This window comes from Nannocystis exedens (assembly GCF_002343915.1).
Lineage (GTDB): Bacteria > Myxococcota_A > Polyangia > Nannocystales > Nannocystaceae > Nannocystis > Nannocystis exedens.
Map to the genome: position 1 here is coordinate 6158959 of NZ_NETK01000001.1, position 21639 is coordinate 6180597.

The window sequence follows — 21639 nt, forward strand, 5'->3', positions numbered from 1 at the left end:
CGCCGGGCACGTCCGCCACGCCTCGGGAGGATATGTCGGAAGAGACATGTCGAGTCGGACGGGCGACGCGCCCGGGGGGGGCGGGCGACCTCGTGTGGGCGGGATCGGCGCGATGGGGGCCAGGCGGCGCGGTGGGGTCGCTGGCGCCCGACGGAGCAGCGGACGCGGCAGGACCGGACGCGGGCGTCGGGCCAGGCCGAGGTCCCGCGGATGAGCTCGGTGGGCCTGCCCGGCGTTGCCGGGGCGCGAAGCGCTGTCATCGTTGCGGCATGAACACGTGGATCGTCGGGGTCGATCTCCGCCACCGCAGCGACGGCGCGGTGCGCTTCGGGGCGTGGTTGCGCGAACAGACGGGCGGGGCGATCGAGCTGGTGGGGGTCCACGCCGCGCCGACCGCGGTGGTGGAGCAGCTCGACCAGTTCGAGGGGCGCGTGCGGGTGCACGAGCGGCTCAAGACGGAGGCGGAGCTGGCGATGGAGCGGGCGGGCGTGCGCGAGGCGTTCGCCGAGGTCGAGCTGGTCGAGGCGGACGAGCCGGCGGAGACGCTGGCGAGCGCGCGGGCCGGCCGGTCGGCGGTCGGGATGATCGTCGGGCGCAAGGCGGCGAGCGACGGCCGCGACCTGGTGCGGCTCGGCAGCGTGGCGCGGCGGCTGCTGCAGCGGCTGGTGGTGCCGACCTTCGTGGTGCCGCCCGACCTGCAGCCCGACCAGCTGCGCAGCGGGCCGGTGGTGGTGGCGGTGACGCCGGCCGACGCCAGCGCGGGCGCGGTCGAGGTCGGCGCGGCGATGGCGAAGTCGCTGAACCGCCCCCTGCTGTTCGTGCGCGTGGTCAGCGTGCCGGAGGAGTACACGCAGATCTACTGGTCGACCGACGCGCTGGCGCAGTTCAAGGGCCAGACGATCGCGGCCGCCAAGGACCGCACCGCCGAGTGGCTGGCCGACCAGGGCCGCAGCGAGCCGGTGGTGGTCCGCTACGGCGACACGATCACCGAGATCCTGGCGGTCGCGACCGAGCAGGGGGCGCCGTTCCTGGTGTGCGGTTCGCGGCTGCTCAGCCGGATCGAGCGGGTCATCGCCCTCAGCTCGTCGAGCGAGCTGGCGGCCCGGGCCGCGATCCCCGTGCTGGTGGTCCCGCCGGACGCGCGGCCCTAGCGTGCGTCCCGCAGGGGCGTGCGCCGGCTGCGAAAGTGGGATATAGACGCCGCGCCATGCACGTCCGCGCTCCGTTCGCGCTCCTCCTCTCCTCCGTCCTGGTCGCCTGCACGGCCAGCGAGGCCCCGAAGACCGACGCCAAGGCCGAGCCGGCCAAGGCCGCCGAGCCCGCGAAGGCCGAAGTCAAGGCCGAGCCCGCGAAGGCCGAGGCGCCGCCGCTGCCGCTCGAGCCGAGCGCGGACATCAAGTACGACCCGCCGTTCGACGGCAAGCCGCTCAGCAGCGACAAGACCGCGAGCGGGCTGACGGTCGAGGAATTCGTAATCGGCGACGGGGCCGAGGCGGTCAAGGGCGGCGAGGTCGAGGTCCACTACACCGGCTACCTGACCGACGGGACGATCTTCGACACCTCGAAGAAGCGCAACCGCCCGTTCACGTTCTCGCTCGGCGAGGGCCGGGTGATCAAGGGCTGGGACGAGGGCGTGGTCGGCATGAAGGTCGGCGGCAAGCGGCGCCTGATCGTGCCGGCGGCGCTCGGCTACGGCGACCGCCGGGCCGGGAAGATCCCGCCGGGCGCGACGCTGGTGTTCACCATCGAGCTGCTGTCGTTCACCCCGCCGCCGCCGCCGCCGCAGCCGCTCACCGCGTTCGAGGGCAAGCCGGCGTCGGTCAAGACGCTCGAGGACGGGCTCAAGATCAGCGAGTACAAGGTCGGCGAGGGCGCGGAGGCCAAGGCCGGCGACATGGTCGCGGTCCACTACCGCGGCACGCTCAAGGACGGGACCGAGTTCGACTCGTCGCTCGCGCGCAAGCCGATCAGCTTCCCGCTCGGCCAGGGCCGCGTGATCAAGGGCTGGGACCTCGGCATCGCCGGCATGAAGGTCGGCGGCCTGCGCAAGCTCGAGATCCCCGCCAAGCTCGCGTACGGCGAGCGGGCGAAGGGCCGGATCCCCGCCAACTCCGACTTGACGTTCACCGTCGAGCTGATGTCGGTCAAGCCGGCCCCGACCCCGCCGGCCGGGGCGGCGACGCCGGGGTCGGCGACGCCGGGCTCGGCCCAGCCGGCGACGCCGGGCGGCGCCCAGCCGGCCACGGCCCCGGCGACCGCGCCGGCCAAGCCCGACGCGAAGGCCCCGGCGACGGAGAAGAAGGCCGGGTGAGCGCGCCCGCGGCGATCTCCGCGGCCACCGCCGCGGCGATCTTGGCGCTGACGGTGGGCCTGTCCTGTCGGGCAGGTCCTTCGGACCAGGCGCCCGGGGCCGCGGGGCCCGGCGGCGCTGCGCCGGCTGCTGGTCCCGGGGACATGTCCGCGGGGACAGACGAGCGCGAGGCGGGGCCGCCCGCAGAGGGGGCCGCGGTGGCCGGGATGTCCGCAAGGACAGGTGCCGGCTCCGCGGGGCCCGGGAGCGCCGGGGATGGACCGGGGAATGGGCTGTCCGCAGGGACAGGTGGATTGGGGGCCGGGGGCTCGGGCGCCGGGCTGTCCGGAGGGACAGGTGGTGCGGGCGCGGCCGGGGGCTCGGGCGCCAGGATGTCCGCAGGGACAGGTGGCGCGGGCGCGGCCGGGGGCTCGGGGGCCGGGCTGTCCGCAGGGACAGGTGGCGCGGGGGCCGGGCCGTCCGCGGGGGCAGGTGGTGCGGGGGCCGGGCCGTCCACGGGCGACGGCAGCCTGGGGCTGGCCGCAAAGACAGGTGACACGCTGGCCGACGACCCGCCGCCGCCGGGGGCGCCGGCGCCGATTCCCTGCCTCGACCCGCCGCCGCCGGGGATGGCGTGCATCCCCGCGGGGTGGTTCATCCGCGGCAGCGACACCGGGCCGGAGCACGCGCGGCCGCAGGCGCGGGTGTGGCTGCAGACGTACTACCTCGACATCCACGAGGTGACGTACGCCGAGTACAAGGCGTGCGTGAAGGCCAAGGGCTGCGACCCGAAGGGCGGGCCGGCCTACACCGACTTCGACCGGCCGAAGCAGCCGATCAACGGGGTGTCGTGGTTCCACGCCGACGGCTACTGCAAGGCCCAGGGCAAGCGGCTGCCGAGCGAGGCGCAGTGGGAGAAGGGCGCCCGCGGGCCCGACGGGGCGCTGCACCCGTGGGGCGACGAGCCGGCGACCTGCGAGCGGGCGATCATCAAGGACGAGACCGGGCGCGGCTGCGGGGTCAAGAAGCAGGGCAGCAAGCCGGAGACGGGCCGGCCGTGGGAGATCGGCGCGCGGCCGCCGGGCCGGTATGGCCTTTACGACATGTCCGGAAATTCTTGGGAGTGGGTGGCCGACTGGTTCACCCGCAGCTACGCGGAGTGCGGGGCCGACTGCGAGGGCATCGATCCGCTCGGCCCGTGCGCGAAGGACGGCGAGGTCGCCCGCGACTGCCCGGGCAAGCTGCGCAAGATCGTCCGCGGCGGGTCGTGGTACTGGGACGCGTCGTACGCGACCGGCGTGTGGCGCCGGCCGCACTTCCCCAGCAATCAGCCGTTCCACCACTTCGGCTTCCGCTGCGCCGCGAACCCCCGCGAGGCGGAGGCGCTGCGGCGCGGGCCCGCAGGGGAGTGAAGACCGGCGGGAGGTGCCCGGCGTCCGGGGCCGGCGCTCGCGCGAGCGGGCCCCGCCGGCGTGGTCCGGCTCGAGTCTCATGAGTGCTCCTGCGCAACTCCTCCGGGTGCGACGCGGGCGGTCGGCTCGAATCATCCGCCGTCGCGAGCGCCGTGATCGCATCGCAGGAGTCTCCTGCACGACGGAGAGCGTCGTGATCGCGGTGTGTGCAGGACTTCGTCGGGGGCTGGGCGCGTCGATAGCGCCGCGATCGCGGTCCGTGCGTGCCCGACTTCGTCGGGGGCTTCGCTGGGCGCGACGGGGGTCGCTCGAATCATCGTACGCCGCGATCGCAGCCCGTGCGTGGGTGACTTCGTCGGGGGCTTCGCTGGGCGCGACGGGGGTCGCTCCGAATCCTCGTACGCCGCGCTCGCGGGCGCGGATCGATCGGAGCATGCCCCATCATGCCCGGCATTCGCCCGCGGTCCTGGGTATGGGCAATCGATCGAGGTGCCCCGAGCTGGCGTTCGTGCCGCCTCGCAAGGGCCCCGGAGGCCGGAGAACGGGGGCGACAGCACGAGGCGGTCGGATCATTACAGGGCATTACGCGTACGTCGGCGCCGGGGGTCGCGCCGTGAGGTCGGCGCCGCGCTTTCGTGACGCCGGGGCATTGCATTCCGTATCACCCGAGCTACACCGGCGGGCAATGGAGTGCTGCTTGATGCGAACCGTCCTCGGACGTCTGGTATGGATGCTGCCGCTGCTCGGGCTGACCGGCTGCGCGGCGATGATGGAGCAGTGGGCGTCGACCAACTGCAACTATGATGCGGCGTACGTCGAGGGCATGAAGACCTACGACCTCGGCCAGGAGCTCGACCTGCACCGCTACGGCGGGTGCCCCGCCGGCTCCAAGTCCGAGACGTTGAAGGGGTTCCGGGAGGGCTACGCGCGGGCGCAGCGGAACGAGGCCGAGGCGCGCGCGAATCGCTCGGAGGGCCCGGGCAGCGCCCTCAGCATCCATATCGGCGGCGGAATGCATGGCCCGGCGCTGGCGGCCGGCGAGCGAGCGAACGACCGCCGGTACGATTGCTCGGTCGAGGCGTTCGGGCAAAAGTACGCGGATTTCGGGCCGACGCGGCTCGAGGCGAGCCAGCGCGCCGAGCGGCGATGCAGGGCGAACGACCACGAGCTCCTCTGCGACGAAGTACGCTGTCGGGAAAATCGCTGATCGCGTCGCGACGCGCGGGCGGGGTGCCCGTCGGTGGTGGCGGCCCGTCGTCGAGCGTTCGCGCCGCTCACCCGCGAGCTGCGGGTGGCGTCGCCCGGCGACGGCGATGGAGGCCCACGTTTGGCGCGGGAGGCCTCGCGGCGGTAGCGATCGGCGAACATGGCTTGCAACGCCCGCGGAGCACGTGGATCCGCGCCGCATGGCGTCGTCGGCGAGCAGCGTCGCCGCGATCGATGGGTCGAGCAGGCAGCGCCTCGCGTACGCGGTCGCTCGGTCGCGGGCAGGACGCGCTGAGGGTCGGGGGGGGTGCGGCATCGACGTCGCATGGGCACGTCATGGTGGCGACCGTGGTCGCGCAGCTTGCGCGGCGCGGCAGGTCGCTGGGGCGGGCAGGCGGCGCCATGGTCCCGTGCGCGAGGGTGCGGGCGCGCGAAAGGCCCCGGTCGCCGGCGGTTGACGCGGGCGCGGGCGCGTGAAAAAACCCCCGGCGATGAAGTTCACGATCAGGCACCCGTACGCCATCGAGCCGGAGCCGTTCTGGCGCGAGGTGTTCTTCGACCACGACTACAACGAGAAGCTCTACAAAAAGGGCCTCGAGTTCGAGGCGTTCGACGTCGTCGAGGAGACGAGCCCGCCCGACGGCCGCAAGACGCGGAAGGTGCGGGTGACGCCGAAGATCGACGCGCCGGCGGCGATCCGCAAGGTCCTGGGCGACTCGGTGTCGTACGTCGAGGAGGGCCGGCTCGAGGTCGCCGGGCCCAACGCGCCGAAGTGGATCGCCAGGGTCCTGCCGTCCAAGCTGGCCGACAAGACGACGATCAAGGCCGAGATGTGGCTCGAGCGCACCGGGCCCGGTCAGTCGGACCGCGTCGTCGAGTTCGAGATCGAGGTCAAGATGTTCGGCGTCGGCGGGATGGTCGAGAAGTTCCTCGAGAAGACGATGCGCGAGAGCTATCAAAAGGCCGCCGACTACACCAACCAGTGGCTGCGCGCGAACGGCAAGGCGAGCTCCTGAGCCCCGGCGGGCGGATGGACGCCCGGCGCCCGTGAAGGCCGGTCGCCAGGCGACGCCGACGATGCACGAGGAGCTCGTCCGGCCCCTCTCGTGCTGGAAGCCGCGCGCTCGCACGGGCGGACGCCGGCTGCGGTTCGCACCCCGTGGCGGGCCGAACATCGACCGTGTCGGCCCGTGCATGAACCAGCGGTCGGCTCGCCGCGCACTGGAGGAGCGGACGCCCGCTGCGGCTGTGCACCCCGCGGGCGGCCCGATTTCGCCGTGTCCGGCTGCTCCAGAAGACATGTCCTGCGAGACATTTTTATGAATGCTCGAACGGACATGTCCCCGGGGACAGGGCTCAGGGATCGGCGAGCAACACGCTGACGGTGCTGTCGCCGTTGTTGGCGGTGACGAGATCGACCGCGCCGTCCTTGTTGAAATCGCCCGTGGCGACGACGTGGGGGGCGGCGCCGACGGGGAAGGCCTCGGGGGCCGCGAAGCCGCCGTTGCCGTTGCCGCGCAGGACGCTGACGGTGTTGGCGCCGCGGTTGGCGACGACGACGTCGACGGCGCCGTCGCCGGAGATGTCGTGGAGGAGGAGGCCGATCGGGTCGGCGCCGCAGGGGTAGGGGATCGCGCCGCCGAAGCCGCCGAGGCCGTTGCCCTGGAGGACGAAGACCTGGCCGGCGGCCGGGACGGTGACGACCGCGTCGGTGTCGCCGTCGTCGTTGAGGTCGGCGACGGCGACGGCGTAGACCTGGCCGCCGGCGGGCGAGCTGGTCGGCGGGCCGAAGTTGCCGAGGCCGTTGCCGAGCGAGACGCTGAGGCTGCTGGCGCCGTAGTTGGCGCTGATGATGTCGAGGTTCTGGTCGCCGTTCATGTCGCCGATGGCGACCCAGGTCGGCCCGGTGCCGACGCCGATCCCGGCCGGGGCCGGGAAGCCGACGCCGTCGCCGATCAGCACCGTGAGGGTGTTGTCCATGTAGTTGGCGACCACCAGGTCCTCGAAGTCGTCGCCGTTGAGCTTGGCGCCGACGATGTGGCGCGCCTGGGCGCCGACGGGGATCGCCGGCGCCGCGGCGAGCATGCCGGCGCCGTTGTTGAGGTACACCGAGACGTCGTTGCCGGTGATGTTGGCGGTGACGAGGTCGGGCGCGCCGTCGTTGTTGAGGTCGGGGGCGGCGGCCGAGTACGGACCCATGCCGACGCCGAGGGCGCTGAGCGCATTGAAGCCGCCGTCGCCCTTGCCGGTCCGGACGGTCACGTTGTTCGTCATGTTGTTGGCGCAGGCGATGTCGTCGTTGCCGTCCTTGTTGAAGTCGGCGACGGCGACGGCGATCGGGCCCGAGCCCATGCCGAGCGGGGTGAACGGCTTGAAGCAGACCTCGTTGGGGCCCGGCTGACCGTCGCCGCACATCGGCGGCGGACCGTCGGTGGTCTCTTCCATGCCGACGCACACGTCGTCGACGCACGTGAGCCCCGGAAAACACGTCGCAAGGGGCAGGCAGGGGCAGTCCTGCTCGCCGTCGTTGCAGGCGACGGCGGTGGTGCCGGTGGCCGGACCGGCGGTGGTCGGCTCGACGGTGGTCGCCTCGCCGCCGGTGGTCGTGGTGCTGGTCCCGCCGTCGTCGGTGGTCGAGGTGGAGTTCATCGTGGCGGTCGACGCCATCGTCATGGTCGACATGAGGGTGGTGCCCGTCGCGCCCGTGTCGTCCCCGTCGCCGCCGCCGCACGCCGCGAGTGCGGACAGCGCGAGGAAATGCCGTGTCCAAGAGGCCATGGCGGGAGGATGGCGGGCGCCGCCTGGAGCCGTCAACGCGCACCGTCGCTCGTCCGGGCCGCCGCGAACGGCAAAGGCGGAAGGGCACGCCGAGCGGCCCGCGCGCGCCGCGCGGCAAACGGCTTCGGGTGCGAAAGGACATGGCGGATCGGCCATGGCACTTCCGCCAGGTGGCGGTGGGCAGCGGGCGCGAGGACGGATGCAGGGCGGGCGAGCGGGCGAGCGGGCGCGGACCGGGGACGGAGCTCAGGGGCAGCAGAGGCGGGCGCGTTCGGGGCGGACGGCGCTGCTGCAGCCCGAGATTTGCGGGCGAGCCGGCGACGGTGAAGGACGCGGCGGCGAAATGCGATGGACGAGGCGATGAGACGGTCGCGGCGTCGCAAGCGGCCGCGGCGGACGATGTCGCGGGACGAGGCGGCTGCAGGGACGCGGCGGCCGCAGGGACGCGGCGGCGGACGGTGACGCGGAGACGGCAGGGCCTTGTTCGGGCGAAGCAGCCGCGGGCAGGGCGTTGTCGCGGGCGCCGGGTGAGAATCGATCGCGGCGACGCGTGCGCTGGCGGTGCGGGCGTGCGTCCGGACGGCGCGGGGGGCGGCTCGGGCCCGGCGAGACGGCGGAGGACCCCGACGCCGCCGGTTCGCCCGCGACGGGGCCGGAACGGCGTCCGGTCCGGTGCCGCCGCGCGGCGATTTCAGGCTATGGTCGCGCCCGCGATGCCCGGCGACTCCCACGGCACTTGGACCCTCGCGATCAGCGTGGTGGCGCTGGTGCTCGGGCCGCTGCTCCACGCGGCGGCCCGTCGCGAGCGCGTGACGATGGCGGCGCTCGACAACTTCGTGCTGGTGGCCGTCACCGGGCTGGTGGCGCTCGAGATCGTGCCGCGCGCACTGGCGCTCGCGGGCTGGCCGGCGTTCCTGGCGCTGCTCGCCGGGCTGGCAGGACCGGCGATCGCCGAGGGCCCGCTGCGGCTGGCGGCCCGCGGCACCCACCGAGCGGCGCTGACGCTGGCGATCCTCGGGATGGCCCTGCACGCCTTCACCGACGGGCTGGCGCTGGCCCTGGCGCACCTCGAGGGGAGCGACTCGCACGGGCTCGAGGTGGCGGTGATCGCCCACCAGCTGCCGATGGCCGTCGGGGTGTGGTGGCTGCTGTCGCCGGCCGGGTTCGTGGTGGCCGCGGGGGCGCTGCTGCTGCTCGGGGCGGCCACCGTGGCCGGCTACGTGTTCGCCGACGCCTCGTTCGCGCGGCTCGACGCCGGCTGGCTCGGGCTGTTCCACGCGATCGTCGGCGGTCTCTTGTTACATGTCGTGGGGCACAGGTCCCAAGAGACAGATAGCCGCGGGGTTCGGATCGGCGCGGCCTGCGGCGGGCTGGTCGGGCTCGGGCTGCTCGTCGCGCTGGCCGCCGAGACGCACGGCGAGGCCGACCCGCTGGCGCGCACGCTGGCGGCCCTGGGCGAGCTGATGCGGGACAGCGCGCCGGCGCTGCTGCTGGCCTACGCGCTGGCCGGGCTGGTGTCGGGGCTGATGCCGGAGGCGCCGGTGCGCTGGCTGCGGCGCGGCGGCCCGGCCGGGCAGGCGCTGCGCGGGGTGGCGGTCGGGCTGCCCCTGCCGCTGTGCTCGTGCGGGGTGGTGCCGGTGTACCGCAGCCTGCTGCAGCGCGGGGTGCCGGCGGCGGCGGCGATGGCGTTCTTCATCGCCACGCCGGAGCTCGGGGTCGACGCGATCTTGCTGTCGTGGCCGCTGCTCGGGGCCGAGATGACGGTGCTGCGGGTAGTCGCGGCGGCGCTGGTCGCCTGGCTGGTCGGCTGGTGGGTCGGCGGGCGGGCGCGGCGGATCGGCGGCAGCAGCGAGCCGGAGGCGGGCCCGCGCGGGCCGGCGCTGGCGCGCCTGTGGAGCGGCCTGCGCACGGGCTTCGGCGAACTGGTGGACACGACGGCGCCGTGGATCGGGCTCGGGCTGCTGGTGGCGGCGCTGATCGAGCCGTGGATCGATCCGTCGGCGTTGACGGCGATCCCCGGGCCGCTGCAGGTGCTGCTGTTCGCGGCGCTCGGGGTGCCGATCTACGTGTGCGCGTCGGGGGCGACGCCGCTGGTGGCGGCGCTCCTGGCCAAGGGGCTGAGCCCGGGGGCGGCGCTGGCGTTCCTGCTGACCGGGCCGGCCACGAATGCGACGACGTTCGGGGTGCTGGCGCAGGAGCACGGGCGGGCGACCGCGGCCCGCTTCGCGGCGGCGATGCTGGTGCTGGCGGTCGGCCTCGGGCTTTTGGTCGACATGACGCTGCCGCAGCTGCGCGGGGTCGCAGGGGTGCAGCCGCACGCCGGCCACGGGCCGCTGGCCGAGGCGGCCGCGTGGGCGCTCGCAGGCCTGTTCCTGGTGTCGTTCGTGCGCCAGGGACCGCAGGGGTTCTTCGCCCGGCTGTGGGAGCGCGAGGGACATTCGCACGACCACGGCGACGCAGGGCACTCGCACGGGGGGCATGGCGGGTGCGGGCACGAGCACTCGCACGGGCATTGCTCGCACGGGGGGCGCTCGCACGCGGGGCATTCGCACGAGCATCCCTCGCACGAGGGTCATTCGCACGAGCATCACGCGCACGAGCATCGTTCGCACGAGCATCACGCGCACGAGCACGACGGTCAACAGGCGCACGAGCACCATTCGCACGAGCACGACGGGCAACAGGCGCACGAGCACCATTCGCACGATCATCGCTCGCGCGAGTAGGTCGCTCGCGCGAGCGCTGACTCGGCCGCGCGTCGGCCGTGGCGTTCGCTGCGTGCTTGTTCGGATGAGAGCGAGCGGGAAAGGTGCGCGGGCGAGCGGGGTGAGGGGCTCGGGCCGGGGTCCGGGAGGCGGTGGGGGGGTGGGTATTCGGGGGAGCCGGCGGTCACGGAGCCATTGTCGCTCGCGTGGGCCGGATCGCGGGCGCGGGTGTGCCGGGTGGCACATTCGTCGACGGGCGCGGCGGGCGGGCGCGTCGGGGCGGGGCTGATGACCGCCGGCGAACGGCCGCGGACCGGTGTTCTGCAGCGCACGTTCGCCGGAGGGCCGCGGGATCAGGGCGGTGCGTCACAGGTGGGACCCTGTGTCCGATGTCAACATTCGGCGATTGACGGTACCGCAGCCTGAAGCAGAGTTCATTCAGACGGCGGGCGGACAGACGTACGGTGGGTTCGACCTGGCGTAGAGGAGGAGAAATTCGATGCTATTTCATTCTGCGAGCGTCCTCGCGGCGAGCCTCGTGTTCGCCATTCCTTTCATTCAAGAGTGCGACCTCGAGCCGTCGGGTAGCGAAGGCGGCGACGACGGGGGCCCGGACGGCGAGTGCGTGCCGGAGGAAGACGAGCCGGAGTGCCGCTCGTGCCTGCGGATCGCCTGCTGCGAGGGGGTGCAGGCCTGCGACGACGAGCGCTCGTGCAGCTGCGTGCTCGATTGTATGTCCGACGCGAGCACGGGCCTCGAGGCGTGCGCCCGGTCCCGCTGCGACGTCCTCGACGTGGCGGCCGCCCTCGCGCCGCTGACCCGGATCTGCGCGGTCGACGAGTCGTGCGGGGGGCCGCGGATCTGCGAGGGCTCCGGCGAGCTGCCGAATCCGCGGTGAGGCCGGGTCGGCGCATTCGTCGGTATGACGAATGCGCCGGCCGCAGGCCGTCAGGCCCACGCCAGGCAGGTATCGGGGGGACCTGCGATAGATCGGAGCGCGACGGCAGACTCGACGGTGAGCGGACAATTGGCCGGAGCGGACAGCGGGCGCGTCCGCGGGGCTGCGGCCTCCGAATGGAGGTTGCACGCATTCGTGATCGCGATCATCACTCGCTGGCAGGAGTCGAACATGGCCTTGCCCCGCGAGCTCTGGCTGGCAATCCTGGGCGCCGTCGCGGCTCGCCACGCCGTCGCTCCCGAAGCGACCGAGGACGTCGCGCCGCACCATCGGGTCGAGAACGGCTCGGTGCTGAACTCGGCGAGCCTGAACGGGCGCAACCTCAACGGGATGCGCATGAACGGGGCGCTGCTCGGCGGGATCCGGCTGACCGGGTGGAAGCTCGGCGGCGCCGCGCTGGCGGGCCCCGAGCTCGCAGGTACGAGCTTCAGGGCCCGGCTGCCGGGGGACGCGCGGACGATCGAGGGGGTGGCGCTCGTCGGCTCGCAGCTCGAGCTCGAGATCGACGGCGAGGCGTGGCAGCTCCGCTTCGACGACATCCACGCCGATCCGTCCGACCCTACCGGCGAGGTGCTCTTTTATGACATCTCGGTGCGAGGGCCCGGGCACAGGTCGGAGTGGACCAGCCTCTGCCATGACCCGACCGGCGCGCCGACGCAGGCGATCCCGCTCGCGAATTCGTGGGACCTCGCCACCGGGGCGCGGATCGACGATCCGGGGGTGGTGACGTTCGCCTGCCGCGGCGCGGTGCTGGCAAAGTGCGTCGAATGGGGCTACCGCCCGTGGGCCGAGGTGGACGGGGTCTCCCTGGCCGACCACCACCAGGCGTGTACCCGCATGGCCCGCGCCGATTACTGCGGCGACGGGACGTCGCACACCCGCGACGGCACGCCGATCGACGTGTTCGACCCGCTGAAGGGGGCGATCCAGCAGGCCAGCACGCTCGGCGCGCCCGGCTGGGCGGTCGAGGCCGAGTGGGGTCCCGACGGCGCGGTGTGCCTCGGAGAGCAGCTCCGCCTGGCGATGTTCGCAGGCGCGGCCCACGAGGCGCCGCCGTGCCTCGGCGCGCTGCTCGCCGTCGACGGCTGCGGCGACCTCGCGGCCGGGCGCGGCGGGCTGGTGGCCAATCGCTACTGCGAACGCTGGCAGGACGACCCGCGCGCCTGCGGGCTGTGAGCGGGCGCCGGATCGGGGCTGTTCGCGGGCGGTCCGCGGGGGCCCGTTCGGCGAGGGCAGGTCGGACAGAGCTTGGCGTCGAGCTGTCCCTCGGGACATCCGAGTGACGCGCTGCCCGTGGCGACGCTCGCCCGGGCAGATCGACGGGCGCGAAGCGACGAGCGGTCCCCGGGGACATCCTCCGGACGGGAGCGGAGCGGGCGACGGGCGCGGAGCGACAGGCTGCGCGTGGGACGCCCGGCCGGGCGGATGTGCGGGCCGTCGCGGCGAGCTATCTCTCGTGACAGCCGGGCCGGACGATGAGCTGTCTTTCAGGACAGCACCGTCGGCGATCGCGCGGCCCCGGCAGCCTGTCCCCGAGGACAGGTGTCACTCGGGCGGGGGCTCGAACTGGATGCCCTTGCTCTCGGCGGCGATGATGCCCTTGAGGTCGGCCTCGCTGCCGACGGCGACCCAGGCCCAGCCGGGTTCGCTCTTCTCGAGGTCGAGCCAGCGGGTGATGAAGGCCGCGGCCTCGTCGGGGGTCGCGGCGAGCATGGCCTCGGCGTCGCGCGCGAGGGCGGCGACGATCTCGCCGTCGGCGACCGAGAGGTCGAGGGCCTCGCTCCACAGCGCGGTCCAGTCCTCGCCGCCGACGCTGGCGGCGACCATGCGCGCGCCGAGCCACAGCTGGGCGGCGCCGAGGAGGTCCTGGCCCAGCGGGCGCTCGCGCAGGTAGTCGCGGATGACGGTGAGCTCGCGGCGCAGGCGTCGGCTCAGCGGGTCGGCCTCGGCCGGGTCGGCGGCCTGCTCGGCGGCCTCGACCTCTTCCAGCGGGTCGGCGGCCGGCTTGCCGCGGCCGGCGGCGCCGAGCGGGACGTGGATCGTGAACACGCCGACCGTGCCGGAGATGCTGAGGCGGATGTCCAGTTCGGCCTGGAGGTGGCGCTGGACCAGGCGGGCGAGGCTGCGGTCGCGCGCGGTCGCCAGCGGGAGCGAGCGGCCGAGGACGAGCAGGCTGCGGCTGCCGCGGCCGGAGGTCGGCGGGTCGACCCGCTCGAGCGGAGCGATCGGCGGGCGCTTGAGGTGCTTCGCCGGCGGGGCGGCGGGGCGCGGGCCCTGGCGCAGGCGGACCAGCGCCTCCTCGGTGGCCTCGCCGGCGGCGATCAGCTTGACCCGCTGCTTCCAGCGGCCGGCGAGGTCGGCCAGCGCGTCCTCGTGGCGGGCGAGCGGGTCGCCGGCGTGGACGACGACGAGAGCGCTGCGCGGGTCGGTGAGGGCCTCCCAGGCGTCGCGCAGGGCGGTCTCGGGGGCCTCCTGCACGGCCGCGGCGGTGATGAGCTCCTGCGCGGCCGAGGTGCCGAGCAGGCGCGCGGTGAGGGCCCCGAGCGCCAGCGTCTCGGCGTCGGGCGGGCGCAGATCGTGGGCGACCTGCTTGCGCGCGCGGGCCAGCGGGCCGTCGAGGCCGGGGGCGGAGAAGATGTCGCCGAGGCCGGCGAGGATCGCCGGCAGCTCGGCGTCCACGCCGTGAACCGCGACCTCGTAGCGGCCGGTCCGCGAGGCGAACTCGACCCGGATCGACAGCCGCGCGGCCAGGCTCTCGAGCTCGAGCGCGACGCTGCGGGCGGCGATCAGCGCCGGCGCGCCCTGCAGCGCCGGCTTGAGGTCACCTGTCGGAAAGACCAGGCGCAGATGCACCGCCGGGGTGCCCTCCTCGCGCAGCCAGTGGACCAAAAGGCCGTCGGCCAGGACCACCCGCTCGGGCGCGGGCCACGGCGGCGCCAGGGCGCCGAGCGCCTCGGTCAGCGCCGGCGGCGTGGCCTCGTCGAAGATCTCGACCTTGACGGTGTCCTTGCGCTTGCAACCACCTGTCCCGAGGGACAGCAGCAAGGCGGTCAGCAGGCAGGCGGGCAGCCGGGGGCGTCGGGTCACGGCTTGGGCTCCGCGGGGCCGATGAGGAGGGCGTCCTCGACGGTGAGGTTGAGGCCGGGGCGGCCGGCCAGGCTGGCGAGGCCGAGCAGGTCGTCGCGGCGGCGGGCGACCGGGCTGTCCACCGGGACAGGTCCGGGGATCTGCGCCGGCGAGGCGGCCAGCAGGCGGGCCAGGCCGAGGGCGGTGCGGGCGTAGAGGCGAATCGCCTGGGCCATGAACTGGGCCTGGGCGACGAGCAGCGGCTGGTCGGGGCCGCCGAGGCGGGCCAGGCGGGCGCGCACGAAGGCGGCCGGGTCCTCGGCGCCGACCGCCCGCAGGACCAGCGCAGCACGGCGCGGATCAGGGTCGAAGTCGCAGCCGATCCGCGACTTGCGGGGCTCCTCGGGGGTGGGCTTCTGGCGGTTGAGGGCGCGGCAGATCGCGCCGGCCCAGGCCGAGGAAGCGGCGTCGGCCGGGACCGGCCAGGCGAACAACGGCGGCTTGCCGGAGGCGGCGACCGGCGGGAGCGGGGCCCTTGCCGGCGGCCGCGGTCGGACCGGCAAGGCCCGGGCGGCCGGCGGCAGGTCGGCGAAGCGCGCCCGGACCTGGTCGAGGATCTCCTCCGGCGGCTCGGGGGCGACGACGATCAGGGTGGCGCGGGTGTAGCTGAACTTGGCCGCCAGGGCCGCGGCCAGGGCCGCCGGGGAGAGGTCGGCGAGCGAGCGGTCGACGGCGCGGCCGTCGTGGCCGAGGCCGGGGGCGCCGTGCACGGCGGCGAGGTCGGTGGGGCGCAGGCCCGCCGGGCTGCGGACGTCGGAGCCGGCCCAACCGAGGCTGATGTCCCAGCGGCGCTTGTCGACGGTGGGGAAGCGCAGGCGCTGCGACTCGGCGAACAGGACCTCGCCGAGGCGGGAGATCGGGACCAGCGACTCGAACCGGATCTGACCGGGCCCGGTGGCCAGGAGGTGGACGCCGCCGGCGTCCTGGGCCGCGGCGATCGCCTCGCCGGGCCGCAGCTCGCGGTTGCCCTGGTGGAGGTGATAGGCCAGCGCGTGGACCAGGCCCGGGTGCTCGGGCGGGTCGTCCTCGCTGCCGGTCTCGACGGCGAGCACGACGGCGGCGACCGGCAGGCTGAGGTCGCGGGCCGCGAGCACGCGCAGGCCGCTTGGGAGGACGACGTCGAGGACGGTGTCGGGGCCGGTCGCCGGGCTGTCCTTCGGGGCAGGTTCCGTGGGAGCCGCGGGCGCGGCCGCGGGGGTCGGCGCGGGCGTCGGGGCGGCGGGCGCGGCGAGAGCCGTGGGCTCGCCGACGCAGAGCCCGAGCAGGGCGAGCGCCGCGCCGAGGGCGCGGGGACGGCGAGGGACGAGCATGCTGAGGAGGTGGTATCCGCTGGCGCGGGAGAGGGCAAGGATCTCTCGCCTCAGGCCGCCCCGGGCCGGCTTTTTGCCTCACTCGACCGGGGTGAACAGCGGCTCGCCCACGGTGTCGACGCCGAAGCTGCCGACGAGGCCCCTGCCCGTCGGGGAGCGCAGGAACTCGGCGAAGGCGCGCGCGCCGTCGAGGTCGCCGCCGCGGTCGGGGGCGGGCTCGAGCACGGCGTAGATGTTGTCGAGGTCGGAGCCGCCCTGAAAGAGGATGGCGAGCCCGAGATCGCCGCGGCGGGCGAGGAAGGTGGCGCGGTCGCTGAGGATGAAGGCGTGCTCGCGCGCGGCCAGCTCGAGCGCCTCGGCCATGCCGCCGTTGCAGTGGAGGATGAAGGCGCTCTCGGCCGGGACGCCGGCGGCCGCCCACAACTGCAGCTCGCGCGGGTGCGTGCCGGAGTCGTCGCCGCGCGAGACGAAGCGGCGGCCGGAGCCGGCAACGGCCCGCAGGGCGCCGCGGATGTCGGCCGCGCCGGCGACGACGCCGGCGGCCTCGACCGGCCCGACGAGGACGTAGGCGTTGCGCATGACCGGGGTGCGCCCGCCGATCCGCCCGCTCGCCAGCGCCTGCGCCTCCTCGACCGGGCTGTGCGTGATGGCGGCGTCGGCCTGGCCGGTGGCGAGCAGCTCGATCGCCCGCTTCGAGCCGACGGGGACGACCTCGACCGGCCGCCCCCGCGCCGCCGTGAAGGCCGGCACGAGGACGCCCATGAGGCCGCTGTCGTGGACGCTGGTGGTGACCGCCAGCCGCAACGGCCTGGCCCGCTCGCCGCCGCCGCAGGCGACGAGGGCGCCCAGCGGCCACACGAGGCGGGTGACGGCCCGGCGGGTCCACATGCGCTGAGGATGACCGCCGCGGTCGCGGGAGACAAGCGTCCGCCACGGTGGGTGCCCGGGCTGTTTCTCCGGACATGTGCCTGGGAGCATGATGGCCGAAGAGACATGTGAAATGTCCCGCGGGACAGGCTCGGCGTTCGCGGCCGCGGCCGGTGTCGACCGCGACGAGGTCGCGGTGGGCTCGCGGCGGAGGTCGTGGACGAGCTGCCCCGCGCCGCCTGTGCACAGGCGGTCGGCGGCGCTCGCGAGCGCCGCCGGCTCGCGGCGTTCGCTCGTCGAACGCGGCGGGTCGCCGGCGGAGACGAGAGCAGCGCCACCGCGGCGGGCTCGCGGCGCTCGCTCGGCGACGGCAGGGGTCGGCGTCGCCGAGCGCGACGAGGTTGCGCGCGCGCAGGCCATCGAGCGCGCCTCGATCGGCATCGACCTTGCGGAGTTGACAGCCTCGACGAGCGGCGGATCGACGGTGAGCGGCGCCGGCTGCCCGAGCTCGGCGCCGATCGTTCTGCGAAGGCGATAGGCCGGCCGCACACCAGGGAACGCGTCCGGGAGGCGCGCTCTCTGCACGTTCACCGCCGGTGTCCCGAGAACGGCGAGAGGTGGTTCGTCGGCATCACCGGTGGGCGACGCTCGAATCGCTCCCGATTTTTTCGCTCCGGCCCGGCGACCCGGAGGGCGCGCCCGGGCCGAGGCGATCGTGGCGGGCCGAGCCGATTGGAAAATTCTGCCGTGCTTCGCGAGCACCGAGTTCGTCCGTCGGTGCGCGGGTGTGGGACAGGTCCTCGCGTTCGGGCCGTGCCGACCGTCGGCAGCGAGTCCGGCGCGAGGGCGCACCGCGCTGTCTCATCGCGTGGAACGTCCGCCGGCGCGGAGCGTCCGGCGAGCCGGCATCACGTGCGGCCGGGACGGTGTTACCCTCGCGGTGATGCGTACCACTTTGATCTTCGCCGGTCTCGTGGCGTTCAGCTTGAGCCCGGCGGCTTGCAAGCGGAACAGTGCTCCTCGCAGCCCCGACGAATGCGGCGGTCTGTGTGGCGCGGGCACTCGCTGCGACCGCGGCAGTTGTGTCGTCGACAGCTCGCAGGACACTCCGGTCAAGCAGGAGGTCGAGACCAACGAGATCCCGATGCGGCCGCAGATCACGTCGTGGGGCGAGTGTACCCACGAGCGCGACGAGCTGCCGAAGAAGTTCGTCCCGGTCGACGACTCGGCGATCCCGCAATACGACATCGAACGGCCGCGCGTGCTCGACTGGAGCGAGGGCGACGAGCAGCTGAACGAGCAGGTGCTCAGCGCTCACATGCGCGAGGTCGAGTACGGGATCAACGAGTGCCTGTCGATCGCCGCCTGCTACAACCACGGCAGCCTCAAGGGCGGTCGCCTCGACATGGTCATCGGCCTGGTCGGAAAGACAGGCCGGGTCGACGCCGTGACGGTCACCGCCTCGCGCGGTCTGCAGGTCTTCGGCATCGTCCCGTGCGTCCGCAAGGTCGTGGCCGACCATCAGTTCCCGAGCTACAACGGGCCGCAGATGACGGTGAAGTACAACATCGAGATCGGCGAGGAGTAGCCTACTTCTCGGCCGCGTCGCGGCGGCGCAGCATCCACGCGGTCAGCAGCAGGCAGGCCAGCGTGTAGCCCGCGAGGATCGCCCACACCGCCGCGATGTGCTCGGGCGCGGGGCTGTAGTCGACCGACGCGTAGACCTCGCAGGTCAGCGGGTCGCCGGGGAACTCGCAGCGGGTCATGTCGCGCGGCTCGAGCAGCGCCGCGATCGACCCCATCGACTCCATGCCCCAGCGCGCGCCGGTCAGGTACGACACGGGGGCCAGGAGCGCCGGCAGCGGCATCAGGGCCAGGGCGAACACCAATTGGGGGATCAGCGCCAGCGGCACCGCGCTCATCGCCTTGTCGGAGCTCGACACCCAGGTCGAGATCAGGAGCCCGAGCCCGACCCCGGACAGCGACGTGAGGAACACCGACACCAGGAGCCCGCCCCACAGCCCGAGCGGCGGCTGGCGCGTCATGTCGATCAGGCCGTACTCGGTCAGGGCCACGTAGTCGGCGGCGAAGTCGACGCGCAGCAGCAGCAGCAGCATCAGCACCAGGCTCTGCACCGCGCACAGCCCGGCGAGCACGCCGAACTTCGACAGCAGGTAGGCGGGGATCCGCAGGCTCGCCAGGCGCTCGCGGCGGTAGATCTCCGCCTCCTTGGTGATCTCGCGGACCGAGTTGATCACGCCGAACCACACCGCGACGACGCTGAGCAAGAACAGCAGGAGCCGCCCATTCGTCGACGTCGACGAGTGCAGCGCCGTCGGTCGCGCGGCCAGCAGCAGCACCGCCCCGATCACCGGCGCCTGCAGCAGCAAAATCAGCAGGTTCTTGCGGTCGGCCGCGATCAGCTTCACGTAGCGGTCGGCGAGGACGCGGGTCTGGAACAGCCACGACGCGTCGTGGCTCGGCGGCGGGGGGGCCGGGGCGGGCGCCGACGTCAGCGACTCCTCGGCGGCGATCCGGAAGTGGCCCGGCGCGACCGCGTGCAGCCTGGTGCCCGAGACCTCGCTCTCGGTCTGCCGCTCGTAGACGTAGATCCGGTACTCGTCGGAGCGGCGGAACCGGATCTCCCACAGCTCGGCCATCGTCGGCGCGCGCTTGGACTGCGGGTGGTGTTCGTGCCACAGGCGGTACTCGGCGGCCAACTCGCCCTGCCGCATCACCTCGGGCGGCCCGACCTTCCCGCCGAGCTTGGTGTAGATGTCGGCGAAGTCGCCGCTGGTGACGCCGAACATCGCCAGCGCCCCCGCGGGCGGCCCGTAGTAGACCAGCCGCCCGCCCGCCATGAACGCGACCAGGTCGCACTGCGTGATGTTGGCGGTCGCGTGGGTGACCAGCACCACCGTGCGGCCCGAGTCGGCGATGTACCGCAGGGTGTACATCATCTTCTTCTCGAGCCCCGGGTCGAGGCCGCTGGTCGGCTCGTCGAGGAAGAACAGGTTCGGGTCGCCGAGCAGCTCCGAGGCGATCGAGATCCGCTTGCGCTGGCCGCCGGACAGCGCGGTGATCCGCTGCGCGCGGGCCTCGAGCATCTCGACCTCCTCGAGCACGCGGACGATCCGCGCCTCGATCTCGGCCGCGGAGGTGTCGGTCGGCAGGCGCAGCCGCGCCGTGTAGCGGAGCGCGTCCTCGACGGTGAGGTGGCGGTGCAGGATGTCGTCCTGCGGCACGTAGCCGATCCCGCCGCGGTAGAGGTGATAGCTGGCGTAGAGGTCGTCGCTGCCGACCCGCACCAGGCCGGCGTCGGGCCGGCGCACGCCCGCGAGCGCGGCCATCAGCGTGCTCTTGCCGGCGCCCGAGGCCCCGACCAGCGCGACGAACTCTCGCGGCTCGATCACGAGCGACACGCGGTGGAGGATCGCCTTGCCCTCCGGCGTGACCCGCACCAGCTCGCGCGCGTCGATCCGCATCGCTCCCTTCTGCTCGAATTGATCGAGCGACTTGCCGGTGTAGACCAGCTTGAAGGGGCCGATTTGGAGCACATCGCCCTGTTTGAGCTCGTGGACGTGCACCCGGGCCCCGTTGACGAAGGTCCCGTTGGCGCTGCCGTGATCGGTGAGCTCGTGCCCCTGGTCGAATGCGCGGATGGTCGCGTGTCGGCGCGACACCTGGAGGCTCGGCAGCACCAGGTCGCAGCCCTCGCGGCCGATCGTCACCGCCGGCCGCTCGAGCGCGCAGCGCTGCACCGGCGCCGCGGGCTGGGCCTGCGCCCGCTTGCCGATGTCCTGATAGGTCAGGCTGACGAAGTTGCCGGTCACCGGGTCGGCGATGCGGATCACGTCGCCGTCGTTGAACACGTGCGAGGCGACGCGACGGCCGCGGAACAGCAGCCCGTTGCCGCCGCCGAGCGCGACGATCCGGTGGCCCTGCAGGTAGGGCTCGACCCGCGCGTGATGTTGCGCGACGCAGGCCGATTGGATCACCACGTCGTTGTCTTGCTTGCGCCCGATCCGCAGCGGGCCCATGCCCAGGCGCACGTCCTGGAGCTTCCGGCCGGCCACCTCGATCGTCAGGTAGGTCGTCGACGAGCGGACGACGACCGTATCCTCGGGCCCATGCACGCCGGCATCGTACCCGGTGGCGCCGGCCGCAGGGATTTTGTCGCCGCTTCGCGGGGTAGGCGGCGGATTCGAGCGCGGGCTGCGCGAATGGATGCCTGCTCAAGCGGACAGGCCGCGCTCCAGTCCGCGCCCGCCGCGGCAAGCTCCGGGTGCGCCGATCGTGTTAGGCTCGGCGGGCGATGATCCTGGCCTTCCTGCGCACCTCTACTCCTGGGCCCCTGCGTCTCTCGCACCTGACCGGGGTGCTGGCGCTGACGCTCGCCGGCGCCGCCTGCGACGTCGACGAGATGGAGGTGTCGAGCCAGAAGTCGGGCGCCTACAAGATGGAGCCCGGCGGCCGCGGCACGAAGGTGCTGACCGCCTCGGACGGCTCGACGGTGACGATCCAGCGCGACGGCACGGTCACCAAGCCGGACGGCAGCAAGATCCAGATCAAGAAGGACGGCACGATCGTCATGCCGGACGGCAAGCAGGTCCGCGTGTTCCCCGACGGCTCGCGCTCGACGCTGTCGGTCGAGCGCACCGAGTTCAGCGCCGACGGGTCGATGATCGTCACCGCCGACGACGGCACCCGCACGACGATCGCCCCCAACGGCACCGTCACCCGCGAGCTGCCGGGCGGGGCCCGCTCGTCGATGACGATCGAGAAGCCGACGCCCCCGAGCGCGCCGGCGCCGGCGCCGGCCCCGAGCAAGGCCGCGTCGCCCTGACCCGGCCCGAGCTGCAGCGAGCGCGCACCTCGAGCGCCCGTTGGCCTGCGCTGAAGGACATGTCCTGAAAACCATGGATGGGCCGCGGAACGGGCGCCTCGGGCGGCGCTGTCCCGCGGCCTGGCCGATCGGTCGGCCCGC

The 21639-nt window shown here is 73.7% G+C and carries 15 protein-coding genes and 1 pseudogene; 11 read left to right on the plus strand and 5 right to left on the minus strand.

Annotated features, from left to right (window positions below):
* Window positions 1–269 precede the first annotated feature (269 nt).
* The 6 genes and pseudogenes from NAEX_RS24285 to NAEX_RS24305 all read left to right on the plus strand — a co-directional run bounded on the left by NAEX_RS24285 (window position 270) and on the right by NAEX_RS24305 (window position 5924).
* The gene (locus NAEX_RS24285; protein WP_100792966.1) at window positions 270–1151 is read left to right on the plus strand and encodes a universal stress protein; all 882 of its coding nucleotides are present in this window, start codon (window positions 270–272) and stop codon (window positions 1149–1151) included.
* A 56-nt stretch (window positions 1152–1207) separates the two neighbouring features.
* A pseudogene (locus NAEX_RS54895) lies at window positions 1208–1759 on the plus strand (FKBP-type peptidyl-prolyl cis-trans isomerase); the annotation flags it as partial.
* The gene (locus tag NAEX_RS54900; RefSeq protein ID WP_476703777.1) at window positions 1736–2311 is read left to right on the plus strand and encodes an FKBP-type peptidyl-prolyl cis-trans isomerase; all 576 of its coding nucleotides are present in this window, start codon (window positions 1736–1738) and stop codon (window positions 2309–2311) included. The pseudogene NAEX_RS54895 and the gene NAEX_RS54900, both read left to right, overlap by 24 nt.
* Window positions 2308–3702, plus strand: a complete 1395-nt coding sequence (locus NAEX_RS53895) for a formylglycine-generating enzyme family protein (protein ID WP_211302466.1) — start codon at window positions 2308–2310, stop codon at window positions 3700–3702. Before NAEX_RS54900 ends, NAEX_RS53895 begins: the two co-directional genes overlap by 4 nt.
* 700 nt (window positions 3703–4402) lie before the next feature.
* The gene (locus NAEX_RS24300; protein WP_143140572.1) at window positions 4403–4909 is read left to right on the plus strand and encodes a hypothetical protein; all 507 of its coding nucleotides are present in this window, start codon (window positions 4403–4405) and stop codon (window positions 4907–4909) included.
* Window positions 4910–5399: 490 nt separating this feature from the next.
* On the plus strand, window positions 5400–5924 hold the full coding sequence (locus NAEX_RS24305; protein WP_096329865.1) for a DUF2505 domain-containing protein: 525 nt from the start codon (window positions 5400–5402) through the stop codon (window positions 5922–5924).
* Window positions 5925–6264: 340 nt separating this feature from the next.
* On the opposite strand, the gene NAEX_RS24310 is transcribed toward NAEX_RS24305, so the two are convergent.
* A complete protein-coding gene (locus NAEX_RS24310; RefSeq protein WP_096329866.1) occupies window positions 6265–7686 on the minus strand; it encodes an FG-GAP repeat domain-containing protein in 1422 nt (473 codons plus the stop codon).
* A 713-nt stretch (window positions 7687–8399) separates the two neighbouring features.
* Here NAEX_RS24310 and NAEX_RS24315 point away from each other — a divergent pair.
* The 3 genes from NAEX_RS24315 (at window position 8400) to NAEX_RS24325 (ending at window position 12525) form a co-directional block, all read left to right on the plus strand.
* Entirely contained in the window at window positions 8400–10412 is a 2013-nt protein-coding gene (locus NAEX_RS24315) for a permease (protein ID WP_170135967.1), read from the plus strand.
* Window positions 10413–10890: 478 nt separating this feature from the next.
* Complete coding sequence (locus NAEX_RS24320) at window positions 10891–11289, plus strand: hypothetical protein (RefSeq protein WP_100792967.1); 399 nt, start codon at window positions 10891–10893, stop codon at window positions 11287–11289.
* A gap of 231 nt (window positions 11290–11520) precedes the next feature.
* Window positions 11521–12525 (plus strand): ADYC domain-containing protein, encoded by a 1005-nt coding sequence (locus NAEX_RS24325; protein ID WP_143140573.1) that lies wholly within the window; start codon window positions 11521–11523, stop codon window positions 12523–12525.
* Window positions 12526–12894: 369 nt separating this feature from the next.
* Here the strand turns inward: NAEX_RS24325 and NAEX_RS24330 are convergent, their stop codons facing one another.
* From NAEX_RS24330 to NAEX_RS24340, 3 genes are all read right to left on the minus strand, one after another.
* Window positions 12895–14436 carry a peptidase M16 family protein gene (locus NAEX_RS24330; protein WP_096329870.1) on the minus strand — a complete coding sequence of 514 codons (1542 nt, stop codon included), beginning with the start codon at window positions 14434–14436 and terminating at the stop codon, window positions 12895–12897.
* Complete coding sequence (locus NAEX_RS50625; RefSeq protein ID WP_096329871.1) at window positions 14433–15785, minus strand: peptidase M16 family protein; 1353 nt, start codon at window positions 15783–15785, stop codon at window positions 14433–14435. Before NAEX_RS50625 ends, NAEX_RS24330 begins: the two co-directional genes overlap by 4 nt.
* Window positions 15786–15863: 78 nt before the next feature.
* Window positions 15864–16673, minus strand: coding sequence for an ABC transporter substrate-binding protein (locus tag NAEX_RS24340; protein ID WP_170135968.1), 810 nt, complete (start codon window positions 16671–16673; stop codon window positions 15864–15866).
* A 922-nt stretch (window positions 16674–17595) separates the two neighbouring features.
* Here NAEX_RS24340 and NAEX_RS24345 point away from each other — a divergent pair.
* A complete protein-coding gene (locus NAEX_RS24345) occupies window positions 17596–18240 on the plus strand; it encodes a hypothetical protein (protein WP_143140574.1) in 645 nt (214 codons plus the stop codon).
* Window position 18241: 1 nt separating this feature from the next.
* Here NAEX_RS24345 and NAEX_RS24350 read toward each other — a convergent pair whose 3' ends face one another.
* Window positions 18242–20788 carry an ATP-binding cassette domain-containing protein gene (locus tag NAEX_RS24350; protein WP_211302467.1) on the minus strand — a complete coding sequence of 849 codons (2547 nt, stop codon included), beginning with the start codon at window positions 20786–20788 and terminating at the stop codon, window positions 18242–18244.
* 179 nt (window positions 20789–20967) lie between these two features.
* Here NAEX_RS24350 and NAEX_RS24355 point away from each other — a divergent pair, with 179 nt between their 5' ends.
* The gene (locus NAEX_RS24355) at window positions 20968–21498 is read left to right on the plus strand and encodes a T-complex 10 C-terminal domain-containing protein (RefSeq protein WP_143140575.1); all 531 of its coding nucleotides are present in this window, start codon (window positions 20968–20970) and stop codon (window positions 21496–21498) included.
* Window positions 21499–21639: the final 141 nt, after the last annotated feature.